This is a genomic window from Mesorhizobium sp. P2_F7 (assembly GCF_056403695.1).
Genome location: NZ_JBFUFA010000001.1, coordinates 410453 through 433927 on the forward strand (window position 1 = coordinate 410453; position 23475 = coordinate 433927).

Below are 23475 nucleotides of genomic sequence, written 5' to 3' on the forward strand. Positions count from 1 at the left end.
CGCAGGATTGGCGGCCTGATGGGGGCCTACATACTGCGACGCATCCTGCTAATGATCCCGACGCTGTTCGGCATCATGGCAGTTGCTTTCGTCGTAACCCAATTTGCGCCGGGCGGGCCGGTCGAGCAGGTCATCGCCAGCCTGACCAACCAGGGTGGCAGCGACCGCCTCGGCAGCGGCGGCGGCGATGCGGGCGGCGGCGGCAATTTCGATGTCGCCGGCGATGTCGGGTCGAAGTACCGCGGCGCGCAAGGGCTCGATCCGGAATTCATCAAGAAGCTGGAAAAGCAATTCGGCTTCGACAAGCCGCCGCTTGAACGCTTCGGCATGATGTTGTGGAACTATGCCCGCTTCGACTTCGGCGACAGCTATTTCCGTGACATTTCGGTGCTCAACCTGATCCTGGAAAAGATGCCGGTATCGATCTCGCTCGGGTTGTGGATCACGATCCTCTCCTATCTGATCTCGATCCCACTCGGCATTCGCAAGGCGGTCAAGGACGGCTCCGCCTTCGACGTCTGGACCAGCGGCGTGATCATCGTCGGCTATGCCATACCGGCTTTCTTGTTCGGCATAATGCTAATGGTGCTTTTTGCCGGCGGCTCGTTCTGGGACTGGTTTCCATTGCGCGGCATCGTGTCAGATAATTGGGACCAGCTCTCGTGGCCGGATAAAATCATCGACTACTTCTGGCACATGACCTTGCCGCTGACGGCGCTGGTGCTGTCGGCCTTTGCCACGACGACGTTGCTGACCAAGAACTCCTTCCTGGAGGAGATCCGCAAGCAGTATGTGGTGACCGCCCGCGCCAAGGGCCTGTCCGAGCGACGGGTGCTCTACGGCCACGTCTTTCGCAACGCCATGCTGATCGTCATTGCCGGCTTTCCCAGCGCCTTCATCTCGGCCTTCTTCACCGGCTCGCTTTTGATCGAGAACATTTTTTCCCTCGATGGCCTCGGCCTGCTCGGCTTCAAATCGGTATTGGCGCGCGACTATCCGGTGGTCTTTGCCAATCTCTACATAATTTCGCTGCTTGGCCTGTTCGTGACGCTGCTTTCCGACCTGATCTACACCTGGGTCGATCCGCGCATCGATTTCGAGCGGAGAGACGTCTGATGGCGCAGGCTGCAGCCGAAGCGACACCGACAAGGATCGCGCGACCCTGGTTGTCGCCGCTCAACCAGCGGCGCTGGAAGAACTTCAAGGCCAACAGGCGCGGCTACTGGTCGTTGTGGATATTCCTCGCTCTGTTCGTGCTGTCGCTGTTTTCCGAACTGATCGCCAACGACAGGCCGATCGTCGCCTACTACAAGGGTGAGATCCTGTTTCCTGTGGCGGTCGCCTACCCCGAAGAGAAGTTCGGAGGGTTCTACGCTGTCACCGATTATCGCGACCCGGTCATCCGCGACGAGATCAATGCCAATGGCTGGATGATCTGGCCGCCGATCCGCTATTCCTACCGCACCGTCAACAATGCGATCCCCGACGCCGCTCCGGCAAAACCGTCGTGGGAATATGACGCGCAGAAGCGATGCAGCCAGTATCCGCAGGGCGCTGCCGATCCTGACTGCATTGTCGGCAACTGGAACTGGCTGGGCACCGACGACCAGGCACGCGACGTGCTGGCGCGCATCATCTACGGGTTCAGGATTTCCGTGCTGTTCGGGTTGATCCTGACCGCTGGCTCGTCGGTGATCGGCGTCGCAGCCGGCGCGCTGCAAGGCTATTTCGGAGGCTGGACCGACCTTCTGTTCCAGCGCTTCATCGAAATCTGGTCGGCAATCCCCGTGCTCTATCTGCTGCTCATCGTCGCCGCCATCCTGCCGCCGGGCTTCTTCATCTTGCTCGGGCTGATGCTGCTGTTTTCCTGGACGTCGCTGGTCAGCGTGGTCCGGGCCGAATTCCTGCGCGCCCGCAACTTCGAATATGTGAATGCGGCCCGCGCGCTTGGCGTGTCCAACCGCACCATCATGCTGCGCCATCTTCTGCCCAACGCCATGGTGGCGACGCTGACCTTCATGCCTTTCCTGGTCAGTGCCTCGATCTCGACGCTGACCTCACTCGACTACCTCGGCTTCGGCCTGCCGCCGGGCACCGCGTCGCTGGGCGAACTGCTCAAACAGGCGCAAAGTAACCTCAATGCCCCTTGGCTTGGCATATCGGGCTTCGTCGTCATCTCGCTGATGCTGTCGCTGCTGGTGTTCATCGGCGAGGCGACGCGCGACGCCTTCGATCCACGCAAGGCGTTCCGATGAGCGAGCCCCTGCTCTCGGTCCGCGACCTCAGCGTCGCCTTCACGCAAGGCGGCAACCAGTCGATTGCCGTCGACCACATCTCCTTCGACCTCGCCAAGGGCGAGACCGTGGCGCTGGTCGGCGAATCCGGCTCGGGCAAGTCGGTGTCGGCGCTGTCGGTGCTGAAGCTGTTGCCCTATCCGACGGCCAGCCATCCCTCGGGCAGGATCCTGTTCCAGGGCGCCGACCTGCTGGCGATGAACGAAAAGCAGTTGCGCAGCGTGCGCGGCAACAAGATCACCATGATCTTCCAGGAGCCGATGACCTCGCTCAATCCGCTGCACACGATCGAGCAGCAGATTGTCGAGATCCTGGCGCTGCACCAGGGCATGGGCGACCGCCAGGCCAAGGCGCGCACGCTGGCCCTGCTCAAGGAGGTCGGCATACGCGAGCCGGAAAAGCGCCTCGACGCCTACCCGCACCAGCTGTCCGGCGGCCAGCGCCAGCGCGTCATGATCGCCATGGCGCTGGCCAACGAACCCGAGCTGTTGATCGCCGACGAGCCGACGACCGCGCTCGACGTCACCGTGCAGGCGCAGATCCTCGAATTGCTGGCGGGGCTGAAGAGCCGCAAGGGCATGTCGATGCTGTTCATCACCCATGACCTCGGCATCGTGCGAAAGATCGCCGACCGGGTCTGCGTGATGACCAAGGGCAAGATCGTCGAGACCGGGCCGACCAAGGAGATCTTCGCCAACCCGCAGCATGCCTATACCAAGCACCTGCTGGCCGCCGAGCCGAAAGGCAAGCCGCCGGCCGCCAACGCCGCCGCCAAGCCTGTCATGACCGGCAAGGACATCAAGGTCTGGTTCCCGATCAAGAAGGGCTTCTTCCGCACCACCGTCGACAATGTGAAGGCAGTGGACGGCATCGACGTCACCGTTCGTGCCGGCCAGACGCTCGGCGTGGTCGGCGAATCCGGCTCCGGCAAGACCACGCTCGGCCTGGCGCTGGCGCGGATGATCTCGTCGACCGGCACCATCCAGTTCAACGGCAGCGACATCAACCAGTTGTCGTTCAACGCCATGCGGCCGCTGCGGCGCGAGTTGCAGATCGTCTTCCAGGATCCGTTCGGCTCGCTCAGCCCGCGCATGTCGGTATCCGAGATCATCGAGGAAGGGTTGAAAATCCACGAGCCAAAACTGTCGCCCGACCAGCGCGACGACAAGGTCGTCGACGTGCTGAAGGAGGTCGGGCTCGATCCCGCCACCCGCAACCGCTATCCCCACGAATTCTCCGGCGGCCAGCGCCAGCGTGTCGCCATTGCACGCGCCATGGTGCTCAATCCGCGCTTCGTGATGCTGGACGAGCCGACCTCGGCGCTCGACATGAGCGTGCAGGCGCAAGTGGTCGACCTGCTGCGCAACCTGCAGGCCAAGCACGACCTTGCCTATCTGTTCATCAGCCACGATCTGAAAGTCATTCGCGCCCTTGCCAACGACGTCATCGTCATGCGCAATGGCAGGATCGTCGAAGCCGGCCCGTCCGAGCAGATTTTCGAGCGGCCGCAGACCGATTATACCAAGGCGCTGATCTCGGCCGCGTTCAGGATCGAGACGGCGCCGGTCGGTATCGTCAGCGAGTAACAGGGAATACAATTCACAAATGGAAAAAGGCAAAATCCTGCTTGCCGTCACCGGCTTTCATCCGCAGCGCTGGCGCGAGCTGCTGTCGGCGGAGCGCGAAGTGGTGCTGGAGCCGGACGGCGCCTCGGACCCGTCGATCACCTATGCAGTGGTGTGGAAGCAGAAGCCGAACTTGCTCAAGTCGCTGCCCAATCTGCGCGCCATCTTTTCGATCGGCGCCGGTGTCGACCACATCTTCGCCGATCCCGGCCTGCCCGATGTGCCGATCGTCAAGGTGGTCGCCGACAATCTCACCCAATACATGACCGAATACGTCGTCTGGCGTGTGCTCGACCATCACCGCCAGGGCATGCTCTACCGCGCGCAGCAGCCGAAGAAGACCTGGCACGAACCGCCGCAGCGACCGGCCGGCGACATTTCGGTCGGCATTATGGGGCTCGGTAATCTCGGCCGCGCTGCGGCATCAGTGCTTTTGTCGCTCGGTTTTACCGTCAATGGCTGGTCGCGCAACGACCGGCCCATGAAAGGCGTTTCGACCTATGCCGGCGAGGCCGGGCTGATCCCGTTCCTCAACGCCACCGACATACTGGTGGTGCTGTTGCCGCTGACGCCGGACACGCAAGGCATCATCAACCACGGCGTCTTGAAGGAATTGCGCAAGCGCAACGGCCTCGGCGGCTCGGTGCTGATCAATGCCGGGCGCGGCCGGCTGCAGAAGGATGCCGACATTTTGCGCGCGCTGGACGACGGCACGCTGAAGGAGGCGAGCCTCGACGTGTTCGAAGTCGAGCCGCTGCCCAAGACCAGCCCGCTCTGGGGCCATCCAAAAGTGTTCGTGACGCCGCATGCGGCGGCAACCTCGGACCCCGTTCACCTGGCGCCGATCATGCTGCGCCAGATGGATGCTTTCGAGCGCGGCGAAAAGCTGGACAATCTGGTTGATCGCAAGGCGGGATATTGATCCGGCATTCTATGGTGTCAGGTCCCATTCCCGGAAACACCTTTTGATTGCCCGCAGCGACGACAGCTGCAGCTTTGGCAGATCGAGTTCTGCGAACATTGCCCGGTATCGTTCGCGATTTCTCGGCGTGGTCACGGCAATGTGGTGAATCATGTCCCATTTGATGCTGTCGCGACCACCTTCCAGGCCGCCGCGCCGCTCTTTCTCGAACAGCGTCCGCCTGAAATAACGCAACAGACTGGCCGGCGTGGAGATATCCAGCAGGATCAGGCCCGTCGCGCGCTGAAGGCGTTGCGGCATGCCGATCGAATAATTTCCGTCCATCACCCAGCGTTCGCCGGCGATGGCCGCGTCATGCAGAGCGATGAATTCGGTCCTGGGGCGCTGCTCCCAATCCGTGTTCGGCAGATGGAAAAGCAGATCGAGGTGAACCACCTCAAGATTGCGCTTGCGGCCAATGGCGTCGGCAAGGGTCGACTTGCCGCTGTTGGACGGCCCGAGGATACAAATGCGGTCACCCAGCTCCGAGAGATCCATCCGATCGTGCCCTTGGTAGCTTGACCTGCTATTCTCGACCGGTAACGGCTTGGGATCTTAACTGGGGAGGGCGAACTTCTTCTGCTTGTTGGGCTTGCCGCAGTCGCGACGTTCTATCGAGCGGTTCATGGCGTCGATCTTGCCGCTTGCCAGGTCGGTGTCGCGCTTGTTTTTGGAGCGCATATCCGGCGTGAACGGACCGAAGCCCATGGCCGGATTGGAGAAGCTCGGTTTTGCATCCGTCGACAGATGATATTGCTGCGCCAGCCCGTTGCGCTGCGCCAGCAATTGATCGCAAGGCACGCTGTCATATTGCAGTGACGATTGCACGTCCTGATCCTGCCGTTCGGACATCGAACTGCCCATGCAGCCGGCCATCGCCAGGCAAGACGCCAAGACCATCATGTTCCAGCGCATCTGTTCCTCCTCAATGGCAAGCCGAGCGAACCCTTTCTCGACGGATGTCCTATCTGATGCCGCGCCAGCCGCAAAAATCCCAGTCACGTTTTCGAACAGGACGAGACATCAGCCGGACGACAGCGTCGCCAGCACGGCCAGCCCATCGACCGGCTGGCGGCGATCCCAGCGGATGACGGTCGGCTGTATGGACAGGACCGACATGCCGCCGGCAGCAAGCACCCGCTCGACATAGGCTTGAGAATGGGCATAGCGGCGCGATGGCCTCAGCGCGAAGCCGGCTTCGCCGGTCGCCTCGCCTTCGGCCAGCGTCTCAACGGAAAAGGCAAACAGGCCATTGCCGGCCAGAATGCCGGCGACGGCCTTCACCACACGATCGAGTGCGCCGACGTAGATGAACACATCGGCGGCCACCACCAGACCGGCCTTCGAGCCGCCATAGGCAAAATGCTGCAGGTCCGCCTTGGCGAGCAGGTCGTAGACACCTTTGGCTCGAGCCTTCTTCAGCATGGCGGCGGAGATGTCGTAGCCCTCGAGCCGGTCGGCCAGCGGCCGCAACCTCTCGCCCATCAGGCCAGTGCCGCAGCCGAGGTCGAGGGCGAGCGAAAAGCGGCCGGGCCATGCCGCGCGAATGGCGCGATCGAGAAACTCCGGCAGCCGGTAGCCGAGCTTGTCGACCAGTGAACCCTCGAAAGTTTCGGCATAATGGTCGAAAAGCGTTTCGACGAAAGCGCTGGGTGGCGCCGCGGCAGCAGGCGCCTTGCCGATCAGCTGCAGTTTCAGCGCAGCGCCGAGGCGATCCGCCGGGTCGAGTTTCAGCGCCATCGCCCACGCCTGCGCCGCCAGGTCGAGCTGCTCCCGTGTCTCCTGCATCTCGCCGAGGCGGAACCAGCCCGCCGCCCATTGCGGCGCCAGCTCCAGCGCGCCGAGCAGCAATTCCGCTGCCGCCGCAGGGTCGCCCGAGCCGAAAAGCATCTCGGCATAGTCGGCGCGGCGGTCGGCGGTCAGGTCGCCGGACGAGGTTTTCAGCGTTTGCATGGCGATTGGTCCGCCGGCTGATGCGGCCGGTGGCTGGCTGTAGGACGAGTCAGCAGTCTCTTGCAACAGGCTTCCCGCGCCGGATTTTGTGCCTATCTTGGAACCATGCGCGCCAGCGACCTGCTTCATTCCCGGCCGGAAGGCCTTTATTGCCCGCCGGGCGATTTCTTCATCGACCCGGTGCGGCCGGTCAACCGCGCGCTGATCACGCATGGCCATTCCGACCACGCCCGCTCCGGTCACCGCTCGGTGCTGGCCACGCAGCAGACGCTCGATATTATGGGGCTGCGCTATGGCGAGGACTTTGCCGGGACCCGCCAAGCGGCTGCACTCGGCGAGCCGATCGCGCTGAACGAGGTCACCGTCACCTTCCATCCGGCCGGCCATGTGCTGGGCTCGGCGCAGATCGCGGTCGAGCACAAGGGCAGGCGCATCGTCGCCTCCGGCGACTACAAGCGACGCAGGGATGCGACCTGCGCACCCTTCGAGCCCGTGAAATGCGACGTCTTCATCACCGAGGCAACCTTCGGCCTGCCGGTGTTTCGCCATCCGCCCGATACGGAAGAGATCGCTCGTCTCCTGAAATCGGCGGCGCAGTTTCCCGAGCGCTCGCATCTGGTCGGCGCCTATGCGCTGGGCAAGGCGCAGCGGGTGATGCGGCTGCTGCGCGATGGCGGCTATGACAGGCCGATCTACATCCACGGCGCGCTGGCCAAACTCAGCGACTACTATCAGAGCCAGGGCATCGACCTCGGGCAGCTCGAGCCGGCAACCGTCGAGAGCGGTGGCAAGCAGGATTTCACTGGGGCCATCGTCGTCGGTCCGCCATCGGCCTTCGCCGACCGCTGGGCGCGGCGATTTCCCGACCCGATCTCCTGCTTTGCCTCGGGCTGGATGCGCATCCGCCAGCGCGCCAAGCAAGGCGGCGTCGAACTGCCGCTGATCATTTCCGACCACGCCGACTGGGATGAGCTGACCGCCACCATCAAGGAGACCGGCGCCGGCGAAATCTGGGTTACCCATGGCCGCGAGGAAGCGCTGGTGCGCTGGTGCGAGCTGGAAGGCATCGCCGCGCGGCCGCTGCATCTGGTCGGCTATGAGGACGAGGGCGATTGATGCAACAAAGTTCGCCAATTGCCACCGCCGCGCTCTACGGCACCCCCCTCTGGCCTGCCGGCCATCTCCCCCTCAAGGGGGGAGATCAACTGTTCGCTCGGCTTTCGCCAATTATCAAAGTTGAAGGAAGGGTATGCCGCGCAAAGCTGCTAATCTCCCCCCTTGAGGGGGAGATGTCCGGTAGGACAGAGGGGGGTGCCGCGCGCCGGTTTTCGCCATTGGCGTGGCGCACGCACCCATGAACCGCTTCGCTGAACTCCTCGACCGGCTGGTGCTGACGCCGTCGCGCAATGGCAAGCTGACGCTGCTTGTCGATTATTTCCGCAGCGTCGAGGACCCCGATCGCGGCCTGGCGCTGGCGGCGATCACCGGTGATCTCAACATCGCGGCGGTCAAGCCGGCGATGCTGCGCACGCTGGTCACCGAGCGCATGGACCCTGTGCTGTTCGGCTATTCCTACGACTATGTCGGCGACCTCGCCGAAACCGTCTCACTGGTCTGGCCGCAAGCATCAGGGCATATCCCCAACCGGGAGCCGACGCTTGGCGATGTCGTGACCAAACTGCAGGCGGCAAGCCGTTCCGACGGCCCGAAAGTGCTGGCCGGTCTGCTCGACAGCGCCGGCATCTCGGCCCGCTTCGCCATCATCAAGCTGGTCACCGGCGGCTTGCGCATCGGCGTTTCGGCGCGACTGGCTAAACAGGCGCTGGCCGATTTCGGCAAGGTCGATGTCACCGATATCGAGGAGCTGTGGCATGGGCTGACACCGCCTTACACCGCGCTGTTCGCCTGGCTGGAAGGCAAGGCCGAAAAACCGCAGCGCACGGCGCTGGCGCTGTTCAGTCCGGTGATGCTGTCGAACCCGGTCGGTGACGGAGACCTCGAAAAGCTCGATCCGGCCGACTATGCGGCGGAATGGAAATGGGATGGCATCCGCGTCCAGGCGGTGTGCGAGGGCGGCGTGCGCCGGCTCTATTCGCGCACCGGCGACGACGTGTCCGGCGCCTTTCCGGATCTTGCCGAAGCCATGAATTTTTCTGCCGCGCTGGACGGCGAATTGCTGGTCGGCGAGCCCCAGGCGGCCGGTACGTTTTCGGACCTGCAACAGCGGCTCAACCGCAAGAGCGTGACGCCGAAGATACAGCAGCAATACCCGGCCTTCATGCGCTGCTACGATGCGCTGCAGATCGACGGCGAGGATTTGCGCGCTCTGCCCTTTCGCGAGCGGCGGAAGCGGCTTGAGACCTTCGTCACAACGCTCGAACCCCGCCGTTTCGATCTTTCGCCATTCGTCGAATTTTCAGATTGGCAAACGCTGGAGGAACTGCGCCGCACGCCGCCACACCCGATCATCGAAGGCGTGATGCTGAAGCGCTGGGATTCGCCCTATCTCGCGGGGCGACCAAAGGGACCGTGGTTCAAATGGAAGCGCGATCYGCACACGGTCGACGCGGTGCTGATGTATGCACAGCGCGGCCATGGCAAGCGCTCCAGCTTCTACTCCGACTATACGTTCGGCGTCTGGTCGGGGCCAGAGGGCTCGGAAGAGCTGGTGCCGGTCGGCAAGGCCTATTTCGGCTTCACCGACGAGGAACTGAAGCAGATCGACAAATTTGTCCGCGACAACACGGTCGAGCGCTTTGGCCCCGTGCGCTCGGTGCGCGCCGACCGCAAGCAGGGGCTGGTGCTGGAGGTGGCTTTCGAAGGTCTCAACCGCTCGACCCGGCACAAATCCGGCGTCGCCATGCGATTTCCGCGCATTTCGCGGCTGCGCTGGGACAAGCCGACCGCCGAAGCCGACCGCATCGAGACGCTGCAGGCGCTGCTCGATTGATAGGGCGAAACTCGAAACTTCCATTCCAGGCAGGCGCGCACATGATTTCCCGGTCCGACAAGGTTGAACGGTTTCGTGCTCTTCACACATCCGGCTGCTTCGTGATCCCCAATCCGTGGGACATAGCCGGCGCGCGGATGATGGCGGGCCTGGGCTTCAAGGCGCTGGCGACGACATCGTCGGGGTACGCGTTCTCGAAAGGCAGGAAAGACGGAGCGCTGGACGTCAGCCGCGAGGAGAGCCTGGCCTATGCCGCCGAGATCGCGGCTTCGACCGATGTTCCGGTTACCGCCGATCTGGAGGACGGGTACGAAGACGCGCCCGAGGGTGTCGCCGAAACCGTTCGGCTCGCCGCTGAGGCAGGATTGGCGGGGCTGTCCATAGAGGATCGGAAGCCGAATTCCGCTGTGCCGATACGCGATTTTGACGACGCGGTCGCGCGGGTGGCTGCCGCCGCTGAGGCCGCGCGAAAACACAACATCGTCCTGACCGCCCGCGCCGACGGCCTCGGCAAAGGCGCCTATGATCTCGAAGAAGCCGTTCGCCGCCTTAGGGTCTTCGAGAGGCTCGGCGCTGAGGTCCTTTATGCGCCTGGCGTGCCGGACCTGGCGTCCCTCCAAAAGCTTTGCAGCTCCGTGAACGCTCCCGTCAATCATGTGATCGGCCAGGGTGTCTCCGGATTGACCTTCGACCAGATTGCGCGAGCGGGCGTGCAGCGGATCAGCGTCGGCGGATCGCTTGCCCGCGCTGCTGGCGGAGCACTGATGGCCATCTGCCAGGAGATTTCGGCCGGTGATTTCACTGCGTTGGACTCCGCCCCGTCCTGGAGCATCCTGCGCAGCCCGAAAGCGGTGATCTAGTTCGCCGTGTCCAGCCGGTCAGGCTGCCGGGTCCTACGGTTCGATCGAGACGCGGATCTCGTAGATGTCGACTGCCTTGCCCTGCTTGTCGAAGTCGGAATTGATGGCGATGCTGCCGGCCGCGCCCGGGGGCTTGTCGGGGAACTTCACGTCGAACAGATATTCGTTGCGCTGCTGGCCGACGGCATAGCGCTTGCGGCCGCAATCGCCGAGATCGCCGAAATTGCAGTCGACGGAGATCTGCGTATCCTTGCCGTCCTCGGCCCGGGCGACGATGTCGAACACGGCATGCTTGCCGGCGAGTTTCTCCAGCACGCCCTGGCCGACATCGAAGCTGATGGCCGAGCCGGAAGCGCCGGAGCGGATGCGCAGGAAGGACCCGGTATCGTCCTGTACGACATCGGCCTTGGCGTCGGAGGGCGTCGCGACATGCGTCGGATCGGTGGGCGTAAAGACGTTGATCCAGTCACGCGCCTGCTCGGCGGCGCCAGGCTGTTGCGGCGCGCCAGGCTGCTGCGGCGCATCGGCGGGCGGCGTGAAATCGTCATCGTCGACCGTCGGCGGCGCCTCCGGCGGGGCCGTGTCGAGCTGCGCCTGCGTCTTGAAGACACCGGTCTGGACGGCGAAATAGAGGCCGATGCCGGCGGCGGCGAGCAATGTGACGCCGAAGAAGATGGCCGTCAGCGGCAGGCGGCGGCCCCTTATCCGCCTTTCGTCGCGGTCGGGCGCCACTTCCGTCGCGGCCTCGGTCGGCGTGGAATCGGCCATATCGATCGCCGGGGCGCCCGGCAGCGCGGCGTCGGGCATGATGTCGGGGACGACCGGCAGGACGCGCGAGCGCGGCGCATCGGATGCGTCAGGCTGCACCGGCCCGTCAACGAAGATCGCCGGCGATGGCCCGGCTGCGACGCCTGTCGGGGCATCGATTGCTGGCGCTTCTGTGGCGCCTGGCGCCTGTACGGCATCTTGCGTCTGCGCAGCGCCTTGCGTCTGCCCGGCGTCTTGCGTCTGCGCGGCGTCTTGCGTCGGCACGGTGACATCCGGCACCGCCGGCAGGAATTCGGATTCGATCTCGGCGATCTTCTCCTGCACCGCCTTGCGGCGCTTTATGGCGGCTTCCACCGTCACGCCGGGATTGGCCTGAAGGACACGGTCGAGCGCGGCGAAGGCCGAGCGGTAGACCCTCTCGCGAAACGCCCGGTCCTCGGCATTGCCTTTCTCGAAGGCGTTGCGGATCGCTTTTTCGATCGCGTCCAAGCGAATTTCCCCTGTCCGTTCGCTCACATTGCCATGATCGTTAGCCGCAGGCGACCAATCAATCAACGGGCGAGCGGCTGCATTCTGCCTTGGCGAGGCGTTGAAAGCCAATTTCCAGGGTTTTTGACAATAAAATCAGCTTCTTTCACCGTCTCCCCGGGCAGTTTACCCGCAGACCGCCGACACGTCCCGGCGAGATCGAAAGACGAAAACGAGACGTGGCTCGGTCCCGCGCCAACGGGTATGCCGGGACGAATTGCCGGATACCGCCTTGAAATCGCGGTTGCCCATCTTGAATTAGCGGCCGGTTGAGTCTATCACCCAGCCGATCTTGGAAGCCCCGCGCTTCCCGGGCCGCTTTAGCTCAGTTGGTAGAGCACATCATTCGTAATGATGGGGTCAGGTGTTCGAGTCACCTAAGCGGCACCAGTTCTCTACCCGACGCAAGCGAGCGACGGACGCCGCAAGCCAAGACACGTCACTCCCTGCGCAAACGCCTTCCTGTCTGCGTCGACATGCGCCATATGGCCGCCGCCACACGTGCGGATATCTCCGGTTGTCAGCTCCCGCACCGGGATTGTCGCGCCATCGGGAAGGATTGCGTCGTCAGACGCTTGGCTATCGATTATGCTGCATTGCGCAAAATCGACAGTTTCGATTTTTCCGACTATTCGGCGATACAAACCTCAATTGCTAAATATATATCGTGCATTGTTTTGCTATTCTACAAAAAACATCCAGAAAACAAGATCCTATACACGCAACTAAATCAAGACTTTTTGATGCTATACTACTCTTTCGATGGCACGGTGCGAGAAAGGCCGCCAACGACACAGCGCATTTGCGTATCGTATCCATTTTTTAGCATTCGCTCACATAAATATTACAGTTCGGTAGATATTTTGTGTTGCACCGCACCATTGCCCGGCTACACCATTTCCTGGGGGGATTCAGTACCGGGACGTGCGCCGTGGAGGAGTCCGCCAAGTTGACCTATCAGACCGGCGGAAATGGCTGATGGCGGTCGCGCGCGACAATCAGCTGGACGCGCTTCGCGCCATCGCTGTCACGATGGTTCTCTATTCTCATTTCCTGGCACCCAACGGGTCCTCCTTTTGGGGCCATATCGGCGTGCGGCTGTTCTTCGTGCTGAGYGGCTTCCTGATTACCCGACTGCTGCTCGAAGCCCGCGCCGCGGCCGAATTCGAAGCCGGCCCTGCATTGAGATCCTTCTATATCAGGCGCGCGCTGCGCATATTCCCGCCCTATTTCGCCGTGCTCGGGTTCGTCTGGCTGACCGATCTGGAGCAGTCCAGCGGATCGCTCGTCTGGCATGCGCTTTACCTGTCGAATTTCTGGTACGCGCTGCGCAACGAATGGACGCCCTGGCTGCTCTGCCATTTCTGGAGCCTGAGCATCGAGGAGCAGTTCTACATCGCCTGGCCGCTGGTCGTGCTTCTTGCACCGCGCCGGCGCGTGGAAGCGATCACTATCGGTGTCATCGTGTTGTCGCTGGCCTATCGCTTCTACTGGCCGATCACCGCTACCCCGGCGCTGGCGCGCGACCTGCTGCCGCCGGCATCGATGGATGCGCTGGCGTTGGGCGCTTTGCTCGCCTGCCGGCGGACCAGAGGCGTTGGCCTGCCGCAATGGATGCGGCTAGGCTGGCCAGCCCTCGCGGCCATCTTCCTGGCGATTGAGTGGCTTGTCCCGGCGCCGGCCGACCCCATGCTGGAATGGGCCCGCTGGGCGCTGCTGCAGATCCTGCCCCTGGTGCCGCTGATGGCCGTTGTGGCCGCCTGCTCAGCCGGCCTTGGCGGCGCGCTCGGCAGGGTTTTCGAACTGCCGCCACTGCTGTCGCTGGGTCGCATCAGCTACGGCGTCTATCTCTATCATCCCATCCTTCTGTCGCTCGCCGTCAAGTCACAGCCGTGGATTCCGCTCAATGTCTCGGAGCAGGGGCCAGGGCGGTTCCTGGTCGCGAGCGTCGCCACGATCGCCGTCGCTTCGATCTCGTGGACGGTTTTCGAAAAGCCGCTCAACGGCCTCAAGCGCCGCTTTCCCTATGTTGCGCGCGGCCGCTCCCAGGCACGCGCCGGCGATGCCGGCTGGCTCGGCAGGGCGGCGGATGCCTATCCGGGCGGATTCCCCGACGGCCGCGCCGCGCTCGATCTCCAGCCAACGGATGCGCAGAGATGACCGCCGCGCCGCTCGTCTCCGTCCTGCTGCCGGTCTATAATGCCGGGCCTTATCTCGCCGCTGCGCTGGGGAGCATACTGCGGCAAGACTACGATCGCCTGGAGGTCATCGCTATCGATGACGGGTCGACCGACAATTCACTCGATATCCTCGAACGATTCCGCCGGACCGAGAATCGCGTCTCTGTCATCTCACGTGAAAACCGCGGCCTCGTCGCCACCCTCAATGAAGGGCTGCGACTGGCCCAGGGCGAGCTGGTTGCGCGAATGGATGCGGACGATGTCGCCTATCCCTGGCGCCTCTCACGCCAGGTGGCACTGTTCGAGCAGCGGCCCGAGCTCGGCTTCTGCGGCGCCTGCGTCGATACCTTGCTTCACGGCCGTATCGCCAAGGGCAGGCTCGACCCGGTGTTTCGGCTCGGCCGGCTCGACATATTGTCGATGTTCTTTACGATATTCATGCATCCGACGGTGGTCTACAACCGGAAGGTCATAGGGAACGACGATCTCTATTACGATCCCGAATACAGGCACGCCGAGGATTTCGATCTCTTCAGGCGGCTTGCTCGACGTTTCCCGGCGACCCTGTCGCCCGATAACCTGCTCGTCTATCGCATCCATGCTGGAAGCGTGACCATGCGGTATGGCAAGGAAATGCGCAGGACGCATTTGCGGATCGTGGCCGAAAATCTCGTGCGTGAGGGGCTCGCTGAAGCCACTGCTGATCTGCGCGACATCGGCGAAGCCGTCTCTTTCGACACGGTTGCGCGCGCAGCCGATTTCATCCGTGCGCTGGAGGAGCGGATTTCCGCGCTGCCGCCCGACACACGGCCAAGCTTCGAGGCCGGCGCGCTGAACCTGTTCTATTTCCTCTACCAGCTCGTCAGCGACGAAAAAGAACCGCCGCTGACGCACGAATTGCTCACGCGGACAGCGAGATGGAACTTCATCCGGCGCCGCGAACAATATGCGCTGCGTCCCGGCGTCTGGGCGCCCTGGCTCAGCCTGGCCTCGATAGCGGCCGGAAAGCGAGCGGACGCTGTAGCGTACTTCTTCAAAACCACGCCGGCCGAAGCGGTGCTTGCGCGTTATCAGCGAGGACTGGTATGACCGACAGGCCCCACCCGCTCCTGCGCGATCACCCGTTTGAGAGTGCGCCTGTCCCGACAACTCCCCGATCGGAACGGCCGTCGTTCGAGGTCAGCTTCATCGTCTGCACGCGCGACCGCGCCGCCGTGCTGGAGGCCTGCATAGCGTCGATCCAGGCTGCATGCCGAGCCCACGCCGCCTTCGCGGCTGAGTTGGTGGTGGTCGACAATGGTTCACGGGACGGCACGTCAACGCGGCTGGCCGGTATCGCCGAAACGTCAGACATCCCGGTCACAGCCGTCTCGGAGCCCCGTCCCGGACTGGCCTCTGCCCGCAATGCCGGATTGGCGCGAGCGCGAGGCCGCGTGCTGGTCTTCATCGACGATGACTGCAAGCTCGATCGCGATTATCTCCGCGATCTCGAGCGGCACTATCGAAGCGGCGAGACGTGGCTGATCCGCGGCGGCCGCGTCGAGCTCGGTGATGCCCGCGACCTGCCCTTCACCATCAAGCGCTGCGAGGCGCGCGAGCGGCTGACCCCTGCGGTCCACCCGGGCGGCTTCGTACTCGGCTGCAACATGACCATGCACCGCGACGTCGCGGCCCGCATCGGGCCGTTCGACGAACGCTTCGGCGCAGGCGGCCCGCTACGCTCGGCTGAGGATACGGATTATCTCGTGCGGGCGATGCTGCTCGGCATGCCGGTCGAGTATGTGCCCGACATGACGGTCTTGCATCATCACGGCCGGCGAGACCGCAAATCGATCGACAGGCTGCACCGCGACTATAGCCTCGGTAACGGTGCGCTGTGCCTGAAGCATGTCCGCCGCGCCCCTTGGCTGCTTCGCCATGTTTATTGGTCCGCGCGGGCCGCGTTCAAGGAACTGGCGGGCCGTCCTCGCTTCGACCGCGACCTCGATCTGTCGCACTGGCCTATTGTCGTCATGAACCTGGCAGGTGCCGCCAGATTTGCGCTGCTCGTCATGATGGGATGGCCAAAACGGTTGCCGCTGCGCCAGGACCGGCAAGCCGGCGAAGCCAATGCGGAGGCCAGAGCGCGATAATGTCACTTGTTCCGTCAGCCCTGCCAATGCTGCGCCGCGCGCTTGGTGGCAGGCTGTTGCGGCTCGTTCCCGTCGTAGTCGGGCTCGGGCTTGCAGGCGCCGCGCTGGAAGGCCTCGGCATCGGCCTCATCATTCCGCTGCTCGGCATCATCATGGGGCGTGGCGAAACATCAGGCATGGCCGGTTTCTCCGCCCTCCTCCAGCAGGTTGGAGCGGAGCTCGGCGAGCGCGAGCGGCTGATTGCCATTTCCGCCGCGATCCTTGGTTCGATCGTGCTGAAGAATGTCTTTGCCTTCGCCAACACGCTGCTGACCAGCTTCATCTACGGCAAGGCAGGCTATTCGATCCGCAGCGCACTGTCGGAGCAGTTGCTCAGGGTCGGCTACCCCTTCTTCCTGCAGCAAAGCCCCGGACGGCTGCTCAACATCATCTCCAATGAATCCTGGCGAGCGTCCGACGCTATCCAGGCCCTGCTCGGCGCGATCGTCAGTGCCTCGGCCGCCGTCATCCTGCTCGCCTTCCTCCTGCTCCTGTCCTGGCAGATGACGCTGCTGGTGACGCTGGGGCTGGCGCTAGTCCAGCTGGCGCACGGGATTTTGTCGTCCAATCTGAAGGCGCCGAGCCGCAGCGTCGTCTCGCGCAACAGCGCGCTCGCGTCGCAGATGCTGCATCTGGTGCATGCCGGGCGCCTGATCCGCATTTTCGGGCAGGAGAACCACGAAAAGGCGGTTTTCGCCAAAGCGTCCGACGGGGTGCGGCGGGCGGCTTTCGTGCTTTCAATCCGCCAGGGCGTCTTGCCGCCGCTGACCGAGGTGTTGCACGCGATGCTGTTCCTGGCGGTGGTGATTGGAGCCTGGCTGGCGAATGTAAGCTTCCCGCTGACCGTCGCCTTCCTCATCCTGCTCTACCGGCTGCAGCCTCATATGCGCGCCTTGCAGATGTCGTGGAGTCAGCTGCAAGGCATGAGCGGCTCGCTGGAGGAGGTGCAATGGCTGCTCGATCCTTCCGACAAGCCCGAGGCGCCGGCGGGCAGCCTGCCGTTCGACGGCTTGCGCCAGGGGATCAGCTTCGATGATGTGAGCTTCGCCTATTCCGGTGCCCTGTCCGGCCCCGACGCGCGCGAGGCGGTGCTGCATCAGGCGGTGTTCGACATCCGCAGCGGCCGCTCGACGGCGCTGATCGGCCGCTCGGGCGCCGGCAAGACGACAATCGTCAATCTCCTGTGCCGCTTCGTCAAACCCGACAGCGGCAGGATCCTCGTCGATGGCGCACCGCTCGGTGAAATCGACCCAAGGCAGTGGCTGCGGAACATTGCCCTGGCCAGCCAGGAGCTGGAATTGGTCGACGGCACCATTCTTGAAAACATTGTCTACGGCCACGACACGGCGTCGGCCAGCGACGCCATGCGCGCCGCAAGGCTTGCCGAGGCACATGAATTCATCGAGCACCTGCCGCGGGGTTACGCGACACTTGTCGGATACCGGGGCGTCAACCTGTCAGCCGGACAAAGGCAAAGGATCGCCCTGGCGCGGGCGCTGGTCCGCGATCCCGATATTCTCATTCTCGACGAAGCCACCAGTGCGGTGGACGGGTTGTCGGAAGCCGCCATTGTCGAGACGCTGAAGTCGCGGGCCGGCCGCCGCACCACCATCGTCATCAGCCATCACCACAGCACCATCTCGTTCTGCGACGACGTGGTGATCCTGAGCCGTGGCCGGGTGAAGAAACAGGCCCCCTTCGCAACGCTGGCAAAGCTCAGCATGGACGAGCTTTACCAACACGGAGCGGGTGAGTGATGGGGCGCACCCGTATCTGCGACGCGGCTTGCGCCCAGCAGCTCGCGGATTGCGATCAATCCTGCCGGCAAACCATCGCCGCGACGCATTCCCGATTGTGCACAGCAAGTGCCAGGGAGGTCAGGCAGCCTTTTTCTTCGCCAGCCTGGCCTTGATCGAGGCGACGTCGGCGCGCGGAGTCGCAGCGAACAGGGTCCTGGTGTAGTTGTGCTTGGGGTCGGCGAAGACCTCCTCGCGCGAGCCGTATTCGACGGCTTCGCCGAAATACATCACCATCACGTCGTCGGCGATGTAGCGCACGACCGACAGATCGTGGCTGATGAAGACATAGGTCAGCTGAAACTCGTCCTGCAGGTCGGCGAGCAGATTGAGCACTTGCGCCTGCACCGACAGATCGAGCGCGGAGACCGGCTCGTCGAGCACCAAAAGGCTCGGGTTCAGCATCAGCGCGCGAGCGATGGCGATGCGCTGGCGCTGGCCGCCCGAGAACATATGCGGGTAGCGATTGTAGTGCTCGGTTCCGAGGCCGACCTTCTTCAGCATCTTCATGGCGAGGTCGCGCCGCTCTTCGGCCGGCTTGTCGGTGTTGATGAGCAGCGGTTCGCCCAGAACATCGCCGATCTTCTGGCGCGGATTGAGCGAGCCATAAGGGTTCTGGAAGACGATCTGCACCTTGCGGCGCATCTCCTTGGTCAGGCCGTTCCTGGCGATGTCGACCTTGTTGCCGTCGATGAACAGTTCGCCGGACGTCGCCGGATCGATCAGCGTGATGATGCGGGCCAGCGTGGACTTGCCGCAGCCGCTCTCACCGACGATGGCCAGCGTCTTGCCCTTGTCGACACTGAACGAAACGCCCTTGACCGCATGCACGGTGCGCGCGCCACGGAACAGGCCGCCGCCGACGTGATAGTCGCGCTTGATGTTCTTGCCTTCGACGACCTTGATGCTCATCAGGCGACTCCGGCGGCCGGTTCGAACAACATGTCGGAGACGGTCGGCAGGCGGTCGCCGACGGCGTTGTCCGGCAGCGCCGACAACAGCGCTCGGGTGTAATTGCTCTTCGGCGATTCAAACAGCGACAGCACGTCGGCCTCTTCCATTTTGCGGCCCTTGTACTGGACGATGACGCGGTCGGCGGTCTCGGCCACGACGCCCATATTGTGGGTGATCATGATCAGGCCCATGCCGTATTTGACCTGCAGCGAGACCAGGAGGTCGAGGATCTGCTTCTGGATGGTGACGTCGAGCGCGGTCGTCGGCTCGTCGGCGATCAGAAGCTTCGGATTGCAGGCGATGGCAATGGCGATCATGACGCGCTGGCACTGGCCGCCCGACATCTGGTGCGGAAACGAGTTCAGCCGTTCGGCCGGCTCGGCAATGCCGACCTGCGTCAAAAGCTCGATGGCGCGCTCGCGGCGCTGGGCCTTGTCCATGCCCATATGGAAGCGCAGCACTTCCTCGATCTGGAAGCCAACCGTGAAGCAGGGATTGAGGCTGGCCATCGGCTCCTGGAAGATCATCGACATGTCCTTGCCGACGATCTTGCGCCGCTCGGCCGAACTCAGCTTCAGCAGGTCGCGGCCGTTGAAGCTCATCTCGTCGGCAGTGACCGTCGCGGTCCACGGCAACAGGCCCATCACCGCCAGCATCGACACCGATTTGCCGGAGCCGGATTCGCCGACGATGGCCAGCACCTCACGTTCGTTGACATGCAGCGAGACGCCGTCGACCGCGCGGAACGGGCCGGATGCGGTCTGGAACTCGACGACGAGATTGCGGATGTTGAGCAGCGCCATCACGACCTCCTCAGCTTCGGATCGAGCGCATCGCGCAGGCCGTCGCCAACCAGGTTGATGGCCAGAACGGTGATGAGGATGGCGAGGCCGGGGAAGGTCACCACCCACCAGGCGCGCAGGATGAATTCACGCGCCGAGGCGAGCATGGTTCCCCATTCCGGCGTCGGCGGCTGGGCGCCAAGGCCGAGGAAGCCGAGAGCGGCCGCCTCGAGGATGGCGTTGGAGAAGGACAGCGTGCCCTGGACGATCAGTGGCGCCAGGCAGTTGGGCAGGATGGTGCGCAGCATCAGCCGAATATGTCCCGCGCCGGCGACCTTGGCGGCGACCACATATTCACGGCTCTTTTCGGCCATGACCGCGGCGCGCACCAGGCGCGCGAAATGCGGCTGCAGGACAAGGGCAATGGCCAGCATGGCGTTGAACAGGCCGGGGCCGAGGATGGTGACCAGAACCAGCGCCAAAAGCAGCGACGGGAAGGACAGGATCAAATCCATGACGCGCATGATCGCCACGTCGACCCAGCCACGGAAATAGCCGGCCAGCAGGCCGAGCATGATGCCGCCGGTAAGTGCCAGCGTGACGACGACGGCGCCGATCAGCAGCGAGAAACGCGCGCCATAGAGCAGGCGCGAGAGCATGTCGCGGCCGACCGCGTCGGTGCCGAGCAGATATTCGGCGCTGCCGCCCGCCTGCCATGCCGGCGGCCGCAAGAAAGCGGTCTTGTCCTGGATGTCGGGCGCATAGGGCGCCAGCAGCGGCGCAAACAGCGCTGCCAGCACCAGCAGGATGAAGACGAACAGGCCGATGACGGCGCCGCGGTTCACCGAGAAATAGTGCCAGAAAGTCCTGAAGCCGGTCAGGCGATCAGGATTGCCGGCGGCCATCGGGGCGATTTCGGTCGACTGGCTCATCACGCTGCCCTAATGCGCGGGTTGATGACGGCATAGAGCACGTCGACGATCAGGTTCACGGCCATGACGATAAGGGCGATCAACAGCAAGCCCGACTGCACGACGACATAGTCGCGCTTGGATATGGAATCGACCATCCACTTGCCGATGCCCGGCCAGGCGAAGATGGTTTCAGTGAGAATGGCGCCGGCGAGCAGCGTACTGACCTGCAGGCCGATGGTGGTGACCACCGGGATGAGCGCATTGCGCAGCGCGTGCACGCCGATGACGCGGGACGACGACAGCCCCTTGGCGCGGGCGGTCCGCACATAGTCCTCGCCCAGCACTTCGAGCATGGCCGAGCGCGTCTGGCGGGCGATCACCGCCAGCGGGATGGTGCCGAGCACAATTGTCGGCAGCACCAGATGGCTCAATGCCGAGCGGAAAGCATCCCATTTGCCGTAGAGCAGGCTGTCGAGGGTCAGGAAGCCGGTGATCGGCTTGATGAAGAACTGCAGGCCGATGCGGCCGGAAACCGGGGTCCAGCCGAGATAGCCGGAGAAAAAGATGATCAGCAGCAGGCCCCACCAGAAGATCGGCATGGAATAGCCGACAAGGGCTGTGCCCATCAGCCCCTGGTCGAACCAGGAGCCGCGCTTGACCGCGGCGAAGATGCCCGCGGGAATGCCCAGCAGCATGGCGAAGATCATGGCGAAGACAGACAGCTCGATGGTCGCCGGGAAGAGCGTCATGAAATCTTCGATGACCGGGCGCTTGGACGAGATCGAGACGCCAAAATTACCGGTCGCGGCATCGCGGACATAATGCGCGTATTGCTGCCAGATCGGCAGATTGTAGCCGAACTGTTCCTTCAGTTCCGCGTAGCGCTCGGGCGACACGCCATGCTCGCCGGCCATGGCAAGAATGGGATCGCCGGGCAGCAGCCTGACGAAAGCGAAGGCACAGATGGTGATGCCGATCAGCGTCGGCAGCACCAAGACGATTTTGTTGAGGAGATATCGGAGCATCTTGAAAAGGGGGCGGCGCTTGATTGCGCGCCGCCCGCCTAACAGTTCTATTCGGCCTTGTCGACGCCGTCGAAGCGATGAATGCCAAGCGGGTCCATCATGTAACCGCTGACATTCTTGCGCACGACGGAGTAGACTTGGCTGTGTGCCATGAGGAAGGCCGGGGCCTGCTTCTGGAAGACAACCTGCGCCTCTTCATAGAGCTTGGTGCGTTCGGCCTGGTCGCTGGTCTTCTTGGCCTTCTGGATCAGGTCCTCGAAGTCCTTGTCGCACCAGCTGGAGTAGTTCGACACGCCGATGGCTGAGCAGGCGAACAGCGTGGCGAAGAAGTTGTCCGGATCGCCATTGTCGCCGGTCCAGCCGATCTGGAAGGCGCCGGGGCGTTCCTTCTTCTTGCCTTCCTCGCGGTACTTCGTCCACTCGTAGCTGACGATCTCCGCCTTGACGCCGACCTTGGCCCAGTCGGCCTGGATCAGTTCGGCGGCGCGCTGGAAGTTCGGGTTGTAGGGACGGACGCGATCGGAGGCCCAGAGCTGGATCTCCTTCAGACCGGCATCGGCCAGTACCTTCTTGGCCGCTTCCGGATCATAGGCGTCGGACTTCACGTCCTTGTCCCACGACCACATGGTCGGCGGGATCAGGTTTACCGCAGGCGTGGCGCCGGCGTCCTGGAACAGCGCCTTGATGAGCGATTCCCGGTCGATCGCCTGGTTGAGCGCATGGCGCACTTCAGGCTTGTCGAGCGGCGGGATGGTGGTGTTGTAGCTCATATAGCCGATGTTCAGGCCGGCCTGATCCATCAGGGTCACGTCGGCGTTGGCCTTGATCGTGCCGATGTCGGCAGGATTCGGATAGGGCGCGATGTCGCATTCGCCGGCGAGCACCTTCTGGATGCGGGCGGTCGCGTCAGGCGTGATGGCGAAGACGAGATCGTCGATCTTTTCCTTGCCCTTGAAGTAATCCGGGTTGGCCGCATAGCGGATGACCGAATCCAGCTGATAGTCGACGAACTGGAACGGACCGGTGCCGATCGGCTTGGTCGAGAAGTCGGCCATCTTGCCTTCCTTCTCGAGCTGGTCGGCATATTCCTTCGACACGATCGAGGCGAAGTCCATGCCGAGATTGGCCAGCATCGGCGCGTTCGGCTCGGTCAGCGTCAGCTTCACGGTCAGGTCGTCGACCTTTTCCCACTTGGCGACATATTTCGGCATATCCATGCCGGTGTAGTAGTCCCAGGTCAGGTTCGGCAGGTACTTTTCGCCGTTCCAGGGATTTTCCTTGTTGAACTGGCGATCGAAGGAAAAGACGACGTCGTCCGCATTGAAGTCACGCGTCGGCTTGAAGAAATCCGTGGTCTGGAACTTCACGCCCGGGTGCAGGTGGAAAGTATAGACCAGGCCGTCGTCGGAGATTTCCCATTTGTCGGCAAGGCCGGGCTCGATCTCGGTGCCGCCATGCTTGAACTCGACCAGGCGCGAATAGACGGTACGCGACGAGGCGTCGAAGTCGTTGCCGCCCGTCGTGGTACCCGGATCGAAGTTGGCCGGCGAGGCCTCCGAGCAGTAGACCAGCGTCTTGGCATTGGCCACGCCGCCGAGGACGCTTGCAGCCAGCAACGCGGCTGCAAAAGTCAGTTTCTTTTTCATTGAGCACTCCCTGATGTTCTTCCAAGCCCCTCTATCAGGCTCGCGAAGCGCGCATATAAGCACCGTTT

20 protein-coding genes and 1 tRNA gene are annotated in these 23475 nt (G+C 63.3%); 12 read left to right on the plus strand and 9 right to left on the minus strand.

Going from position 1 to position 23475, the window contains the following annotated elements; all coding sequences use genetic code 11:
- Positions 1-18 precede the first annotated feature (18 nt).
- From AC1DZ8_RS01900 to AC1DZ8_RS01915, 4 genes are read left to right on the plus strand one after another with little or no spacing between them, the layout of a single operon-like run.
- Entirely contained in the window at positions 19-1116 is a 1098-nt protein-coding gene (locus AC1DZ8_RS01900) for a microcin C ABC transporter permease YejB (RefSeq protein ID WP_477400281.1), read from the plus strand.
- Entirely contained in the window at positions 1116-2255 is a 1140-nt protein-coding gene (locus AC1DZ8_RS01905; RefSeq protein WP_477300470.1) for an ABC transporter permease, read from the plus strand. Before AC1DZ8_RS01900 ends, AC1DZ8_RS01905 begins: the two co-directional genes overlap by 1 nt.
- Positions 2252-3880: an ABC transporter ATP-binding protein gene (locus AC1DZ8_RS01910; RefSeq protein WP_477300468.1), complete on the plus strand. Its 1629-nt coding sequence runs from the start codon at positions 2252-2254 to the stop codon at positions 3878-3880. The genes AC1DZ8_RS01905 and AC1DZ8_RS01910 overlap by 4 nt, the downstream gene beginning before the upstream one ends.
- 19 nt (positions 3881-3899) lie before the next feature.
- Entirely contained in the window at positions 3900-4841 is a 942-nt protein-coding gene (locus tag AC1DZ8_RS01915) for a 2-hydroxyacid dehydrogenase (RefSeq protein ID WP_477300466.1), read from the plus strand.
- Between the two features lie 9 nt (positions 4842-4850).
- Here AC1DZ8_RS01915 and AC1DZ8_RS01920 read toward each other — a convergent pair whose 3' ends face one another.
- The 3 genes from AC1DZ8_RS01920 to AC1DZ8_RS01930 all read right to left on the minus strand — a co-directional run bounded on the left by AC1DZ8_RS01920 (position 4851) and on the right by AC1DZ8_RS01930 (position 6833).
- The gene (locus tag AC1DZ8_RS01920; protein WP_477300464.1) at positions 4851-5378 is read right to left on the minus strand and encodes a P-loop NTPase family protein; all 528 of its coding nucleotides are present in this window, start codon (positions 5376-5378) and stop codon (positions 4851-4853) included.
- A gap of 57 nt (positions 5379-5435) precedes the next feature.
- The gene (locus AC1DZ8_RS01925; protein WP_477300462.1) at positions 5436-5795 is read right to left on the minus strand and encodes a hypothetical protein; all 360 of its coding nucleotides are present in this window, start codon (positions 5793-5795) and stop codon (positions 5436-5438) included.
- A gap of 108 nt (positions 5796-5903) precedes the next feature.
- Positions 5904-6833: a methyltransferase domain-containing protein gene (locus tag AC1DZ8_RS01930; protein ID WP_477300460.1), complete on the minus strand. Its 930-nt coding sequence runs from the start codon at positions 6831-6833 to the stop codon at positions 5904-5906.
- A 105-nt stretch (positions 6834-6938) separates the two neighbouring features.
- On the opposite strand from AC1DZ8_RS01930, the gene AC1DZ8_RS01935 reads away from it, so the two are divergent.
- The 3 genes from AC1DZ8_RS01935 to AC1DZ8_RS01945 all read left to right on the plus strand — a co-directional run bounded on the left by AC1DZ8_RS01935 (position 6939) and on the right by AC1DZ8_RS01945 (position 10643).
- Positions 6939-7949 (plus strand): ligase-associated DNA damage response exonuclease, encoded by a 1011-nt coding sequence (locus tag AC1DZ8_RS01935; protein WP_477300458.1) that lies wholly within the window; start codon positions 6939-6941, stop codon positions 7947-7949.
- Between the two features lie 238 nt (positions 7950-8187).
- On the plus strand, positions 8188-9783 hold the full coding sequence (locus tag AC1DZ8_RS01940; RefSeq protein ID WP_477400282.1) for a cisplatin damage response ATP-dependent DNA ligase: 1596 nt from the start codon (positions 8188-8190) through the stop codon (positions 9781-9783).
- Positions 9784-9824: 41 nt separating this feature from the next.
- On the plus strand, positions 9825-10643 hold the full coding sequence (locus tag AC1DZ8_RS01945; RefSeq protein ID WP_477300454.1) for an isocitrate lyase/PEP mutase family protein: 819 nt from the start codon (positions 9825-9827) through the stop codon (positions 10641-10643).
- A gap of 33 nt (positions 10644-10676) precedes the next feature.
- On the opposite strand, the gene AC1DZ8_RS01950 is transcribed toward AC1DZ8_RS01945, so the two are convergent.
- Entirely contained in the window at positions 10677-11900 is a 1224-nt protein-coding gene (locus AC1DZ8_RS01950) for a hypothetical protein (RefSeq protein ID WP_477300452.1), read from the minus strand.
- Between the two features lie 353 nt (positions 11901-12253).
- Between AC1DZ8_RS01950 and AC1DZ8_RS01955 the strand changes: the two genes are divergently transcribed.
- The 5 genes from AC1DZ8_RS01955 to AC1DZ8_RS01975 all read left to right on the plus strand — a co-directional run bounded on the left by AC1DZ8_RS01955 (position 12254) and on the right by AC1DZ8_RS01975 (position 18047).
- Positions 12254-12329: transfer RNA gene (locus AC1DZ8_RS01955), tRNA-Thr, on the plus strand.
- A gap of 588 nt (positions 12330-12917) precedes the next feature.
- Complete coding sequence (locus AC1DZ8_RS01960) at positions 12918-14099, plus strand: acyltransferase family protein (RefSeq protein WP_477300450.1); 1182 nt, start codon at positions 12918-12920, stop codon at positions 14097-14099.
- Entirely contained in the window at positions 14096-15208 is a 1113-nt protein-coding gene (locus AC1DZ8_RS01965; protein WP_477300448.1) for a glycosyltransferase family 2 protein, read from the plus strand. Before AC1DZ8_RS01960 ends, AC1DZ8_RS01965 begins: the two co-directional genes overlap by 4 nt.
- The gene (locus AC1DZ8_RS01970; RefSeq protein WP_477300446.1) at positions 15205-16251 is read left to right on the plus strand and encodes a glycosyltransferase family 2 protein; all 1047 of its coding nucleotides are present in this window, start codon (positions 15205-15207) and stop codon (positions 16249-16251) included. The genes AC1DZ8_RS01965 and AC1DZ8_RS01970 overlap by 4 nt, the downstream gene beginning before the upstream one ends.
- Positions 16251-18047: an ABC transporter ATP-binding protein gene (locus AC1DZ8_RS01975; protein WP_477300444.1), complete on the plus strand. Its 1797-nt coding sequence runs from the start codon at positions 16251-16253 to the stop codon at positions 18045-18047. Before AC1DZ8_RS01970 ends, AC1DZ8_RS01975 begins: the two co-directional genes overlap by 1 nt.
- Before the next feature lie 120 nt (positions 18048-18167).
- Here AC1DZ8_RS01975 and AC1DZ8_RS01980 read toward each other — a convergent pair whose 3' ends face one another.
- The 5 genes from AC1DZ8_RS01980 to AC1DZ8_RS02000 are packed head-to-tail and all read right to left on the minus strand — an operon-like array spanning position 18168 to position 23407.
- Positions 18168-18998, minus strand: a complete 831-nt coding sequence (locus AC1DZ8_RS01980) for a dipeptide ABC transporter ATP-binding protein (protein WP_192249814.1) — start codon at positions 18996-18998, stop codon at positions 18168-18170.
- Positions 18998-19843: an ABC transporter ATP-binding protein gene (locus AC1DZ8_RS01985; RefSeq protein ID WP_477300441.1), complete on the minus strand. Its 846-nt coding sequence runs from the start codon at positions 19841-19843 to the stop codon at positions 18998-19000. The genes AC1DZ8_RS01980 and AC1DZ8_RS01985 overlap by 1 nt, the downstream gene beginning before the upstream one ends.
- Positions 19843-20727 carry an ABC transporter permease subunit gene (locus AC1DZ8_RS01990; RefSeq protein ID WP_454588178.1) on the minus strand — a complete coding sequence of 295 codons (885 nt, stop codon included), beginning with the start codon at positions 20725-20727 and terminating at the stop codon, positions 19843-19845. Before AC1DZ8_RS01990 ends, AC1DZ8_RS01985 begins: the two co-directional genes overlap by 1 nt.
- A gap of 26 nt (positions 20728-20753) precedes the next feature.
- A complete protein-coding gene (locus AC1DZ8_RS01995) occupies positions 20754-21761 on the minus strand; it encodes an ABC transporter permease subunit (protein ID WP_025583791.1) in 1008 nt (335 codons plus the stop codon).
- Positions 21762-21808: 47 nt separating this feature from the next.
- Complete coding sequence (locus AC1DZ8_RS02000; protein WP_477300439.1) at positions 21809-23407, minus strand: ABC transporter substrate-binding protein; 1599 nt, start codon at positions 23405-23407, stop codon at positions 21809-21811.
- Positions 23408-23475 lie beyond the last annotated feature (68 nt).

Bases quoted from the DNA above. Each gene is read 5' to 3' on its own strand.
- AC1DZ8_RS01900 (WP_477400281.1), top strand. From the start codon at position 19: ATGGGGGCCTACATACTGCGACGCATCCTGCTAATGATCCCGACGCTG.
- AC1DZ8_RS01905 (WP_477300470.1), top strand. From the start codon at position 1,116: ATGGCGCAGGCTGCAGCCGAAGCGACACCGACAAGGATCGCGCGACCC.
- AC1DZ8_RS01910 (WP_477300468.1), top strand. From the start codon at position 2,252: ATGAGCGAGCCCCTGCTCTCGGTCCGCGACCTCAGCGTCGCCTTCACG.
- AC1DZ8_RS01915 (WP_477300466.1), top strand. From the start codon at position 3,900: ATGGAAAAAGGCAAAATCCTGCTTGCCGTCACCGGCTTTCATCCGCAG.
- AC1DZ8_RS01920 (WP_477300464.1), bottom strand. From the start codon at position 5,378: ATGGATCTCTCGGAGCTGGGTGACCGCATTTGTATCCTCGGGCCGTCC.
- AC1DZ8_RS01925 (WP_477300462.1), bottom strand. From the start codon at position 5,795: ATGCGCTGGAACATGATGGTCTTGGCGTCTTGCCTGGCGATGGCCGGC.
- AC1DZ8_RS01930 (WP_477300460.1), bottom strand. From the start codon at position 6,833: ATGCAAACGCTGAAAACCTCGTCCGGCGACCTGACCGCCGACCGCCGC.
- AC1DZ8_RS01935 (WP_477300458.1), top strand. From the start codon at position 6,939: ATGCGCGCCAGCGACCTGCTTCATTCCCGGCCGGAAGGCCTTTATTGC.
- AC1DZ8_RS01945 (WP_477300454.1), top strand. From the start codon at position 9,825: ATGATTTCCCGGTCCGACAAGGTTGAACGGTTTCGTGCTCTTCACACA.
- AC1DZ8_RS01965 (WP_477300448.1), top strand. From the start codon at position 14,096: ATGACCGCCGCGCCGCTCGTCTCCGTCCTGCTGCCGGTCTATAATGCC.
- AC1DZ8_RS01970 (WP_477300446.1), top strand. From the start codon at position 15,205: ATGACCGACAGGCCCCACCCGCTCCTGCGCGATCACCCGTTTGAGAGT.
- AC1DZ8_RS01975 (WP_477300444.1), top strand. From the start codon at position 16,251: ATGTCACTTGTTCCGTCAGCCCTGCCAATGCTGCGCCGCGCGCTTGGT.
- AC1DZ8_RS01980 (WP_192249814.1), bottom strand. From the start codon at position 18,998: ATGAGCATCAAGGTCGTCGAAGGCAAGAACATCAAGCGCGACTATCAC.
- AC1DZ8_RS01985 (WP_477300441.1), bottom strand. From the start codon at position 19,843: ATGGCGCTGCTCAACATCCGCAATCTCGTCGTCGAGTTCCAGACCGCA.
- AC1DZ8_RS01990 (WP_454588178.1), bottom strand. From the start codon at position 20,727: ATGGCCGCCGGCAATCCTGATCGCCTGACCGGCTTCAGGACTTTCTGG.
- AC1DZ8_RS01995 (WP_025583791.1), bottom strand. From the start codon at position 21,761: ATGCTCCGATATCTCCTCAACAAAATCGTCTTGGTGCTGCCGACGCTG.
- AC1DZ8_RS02000 (WP_477300439.1), bottom strand. From the start codon at position 23,407: ATGAAAAAGAAACTGACTTTTGCAGCCGCGTTGCTGGCTGCAAGCGTC.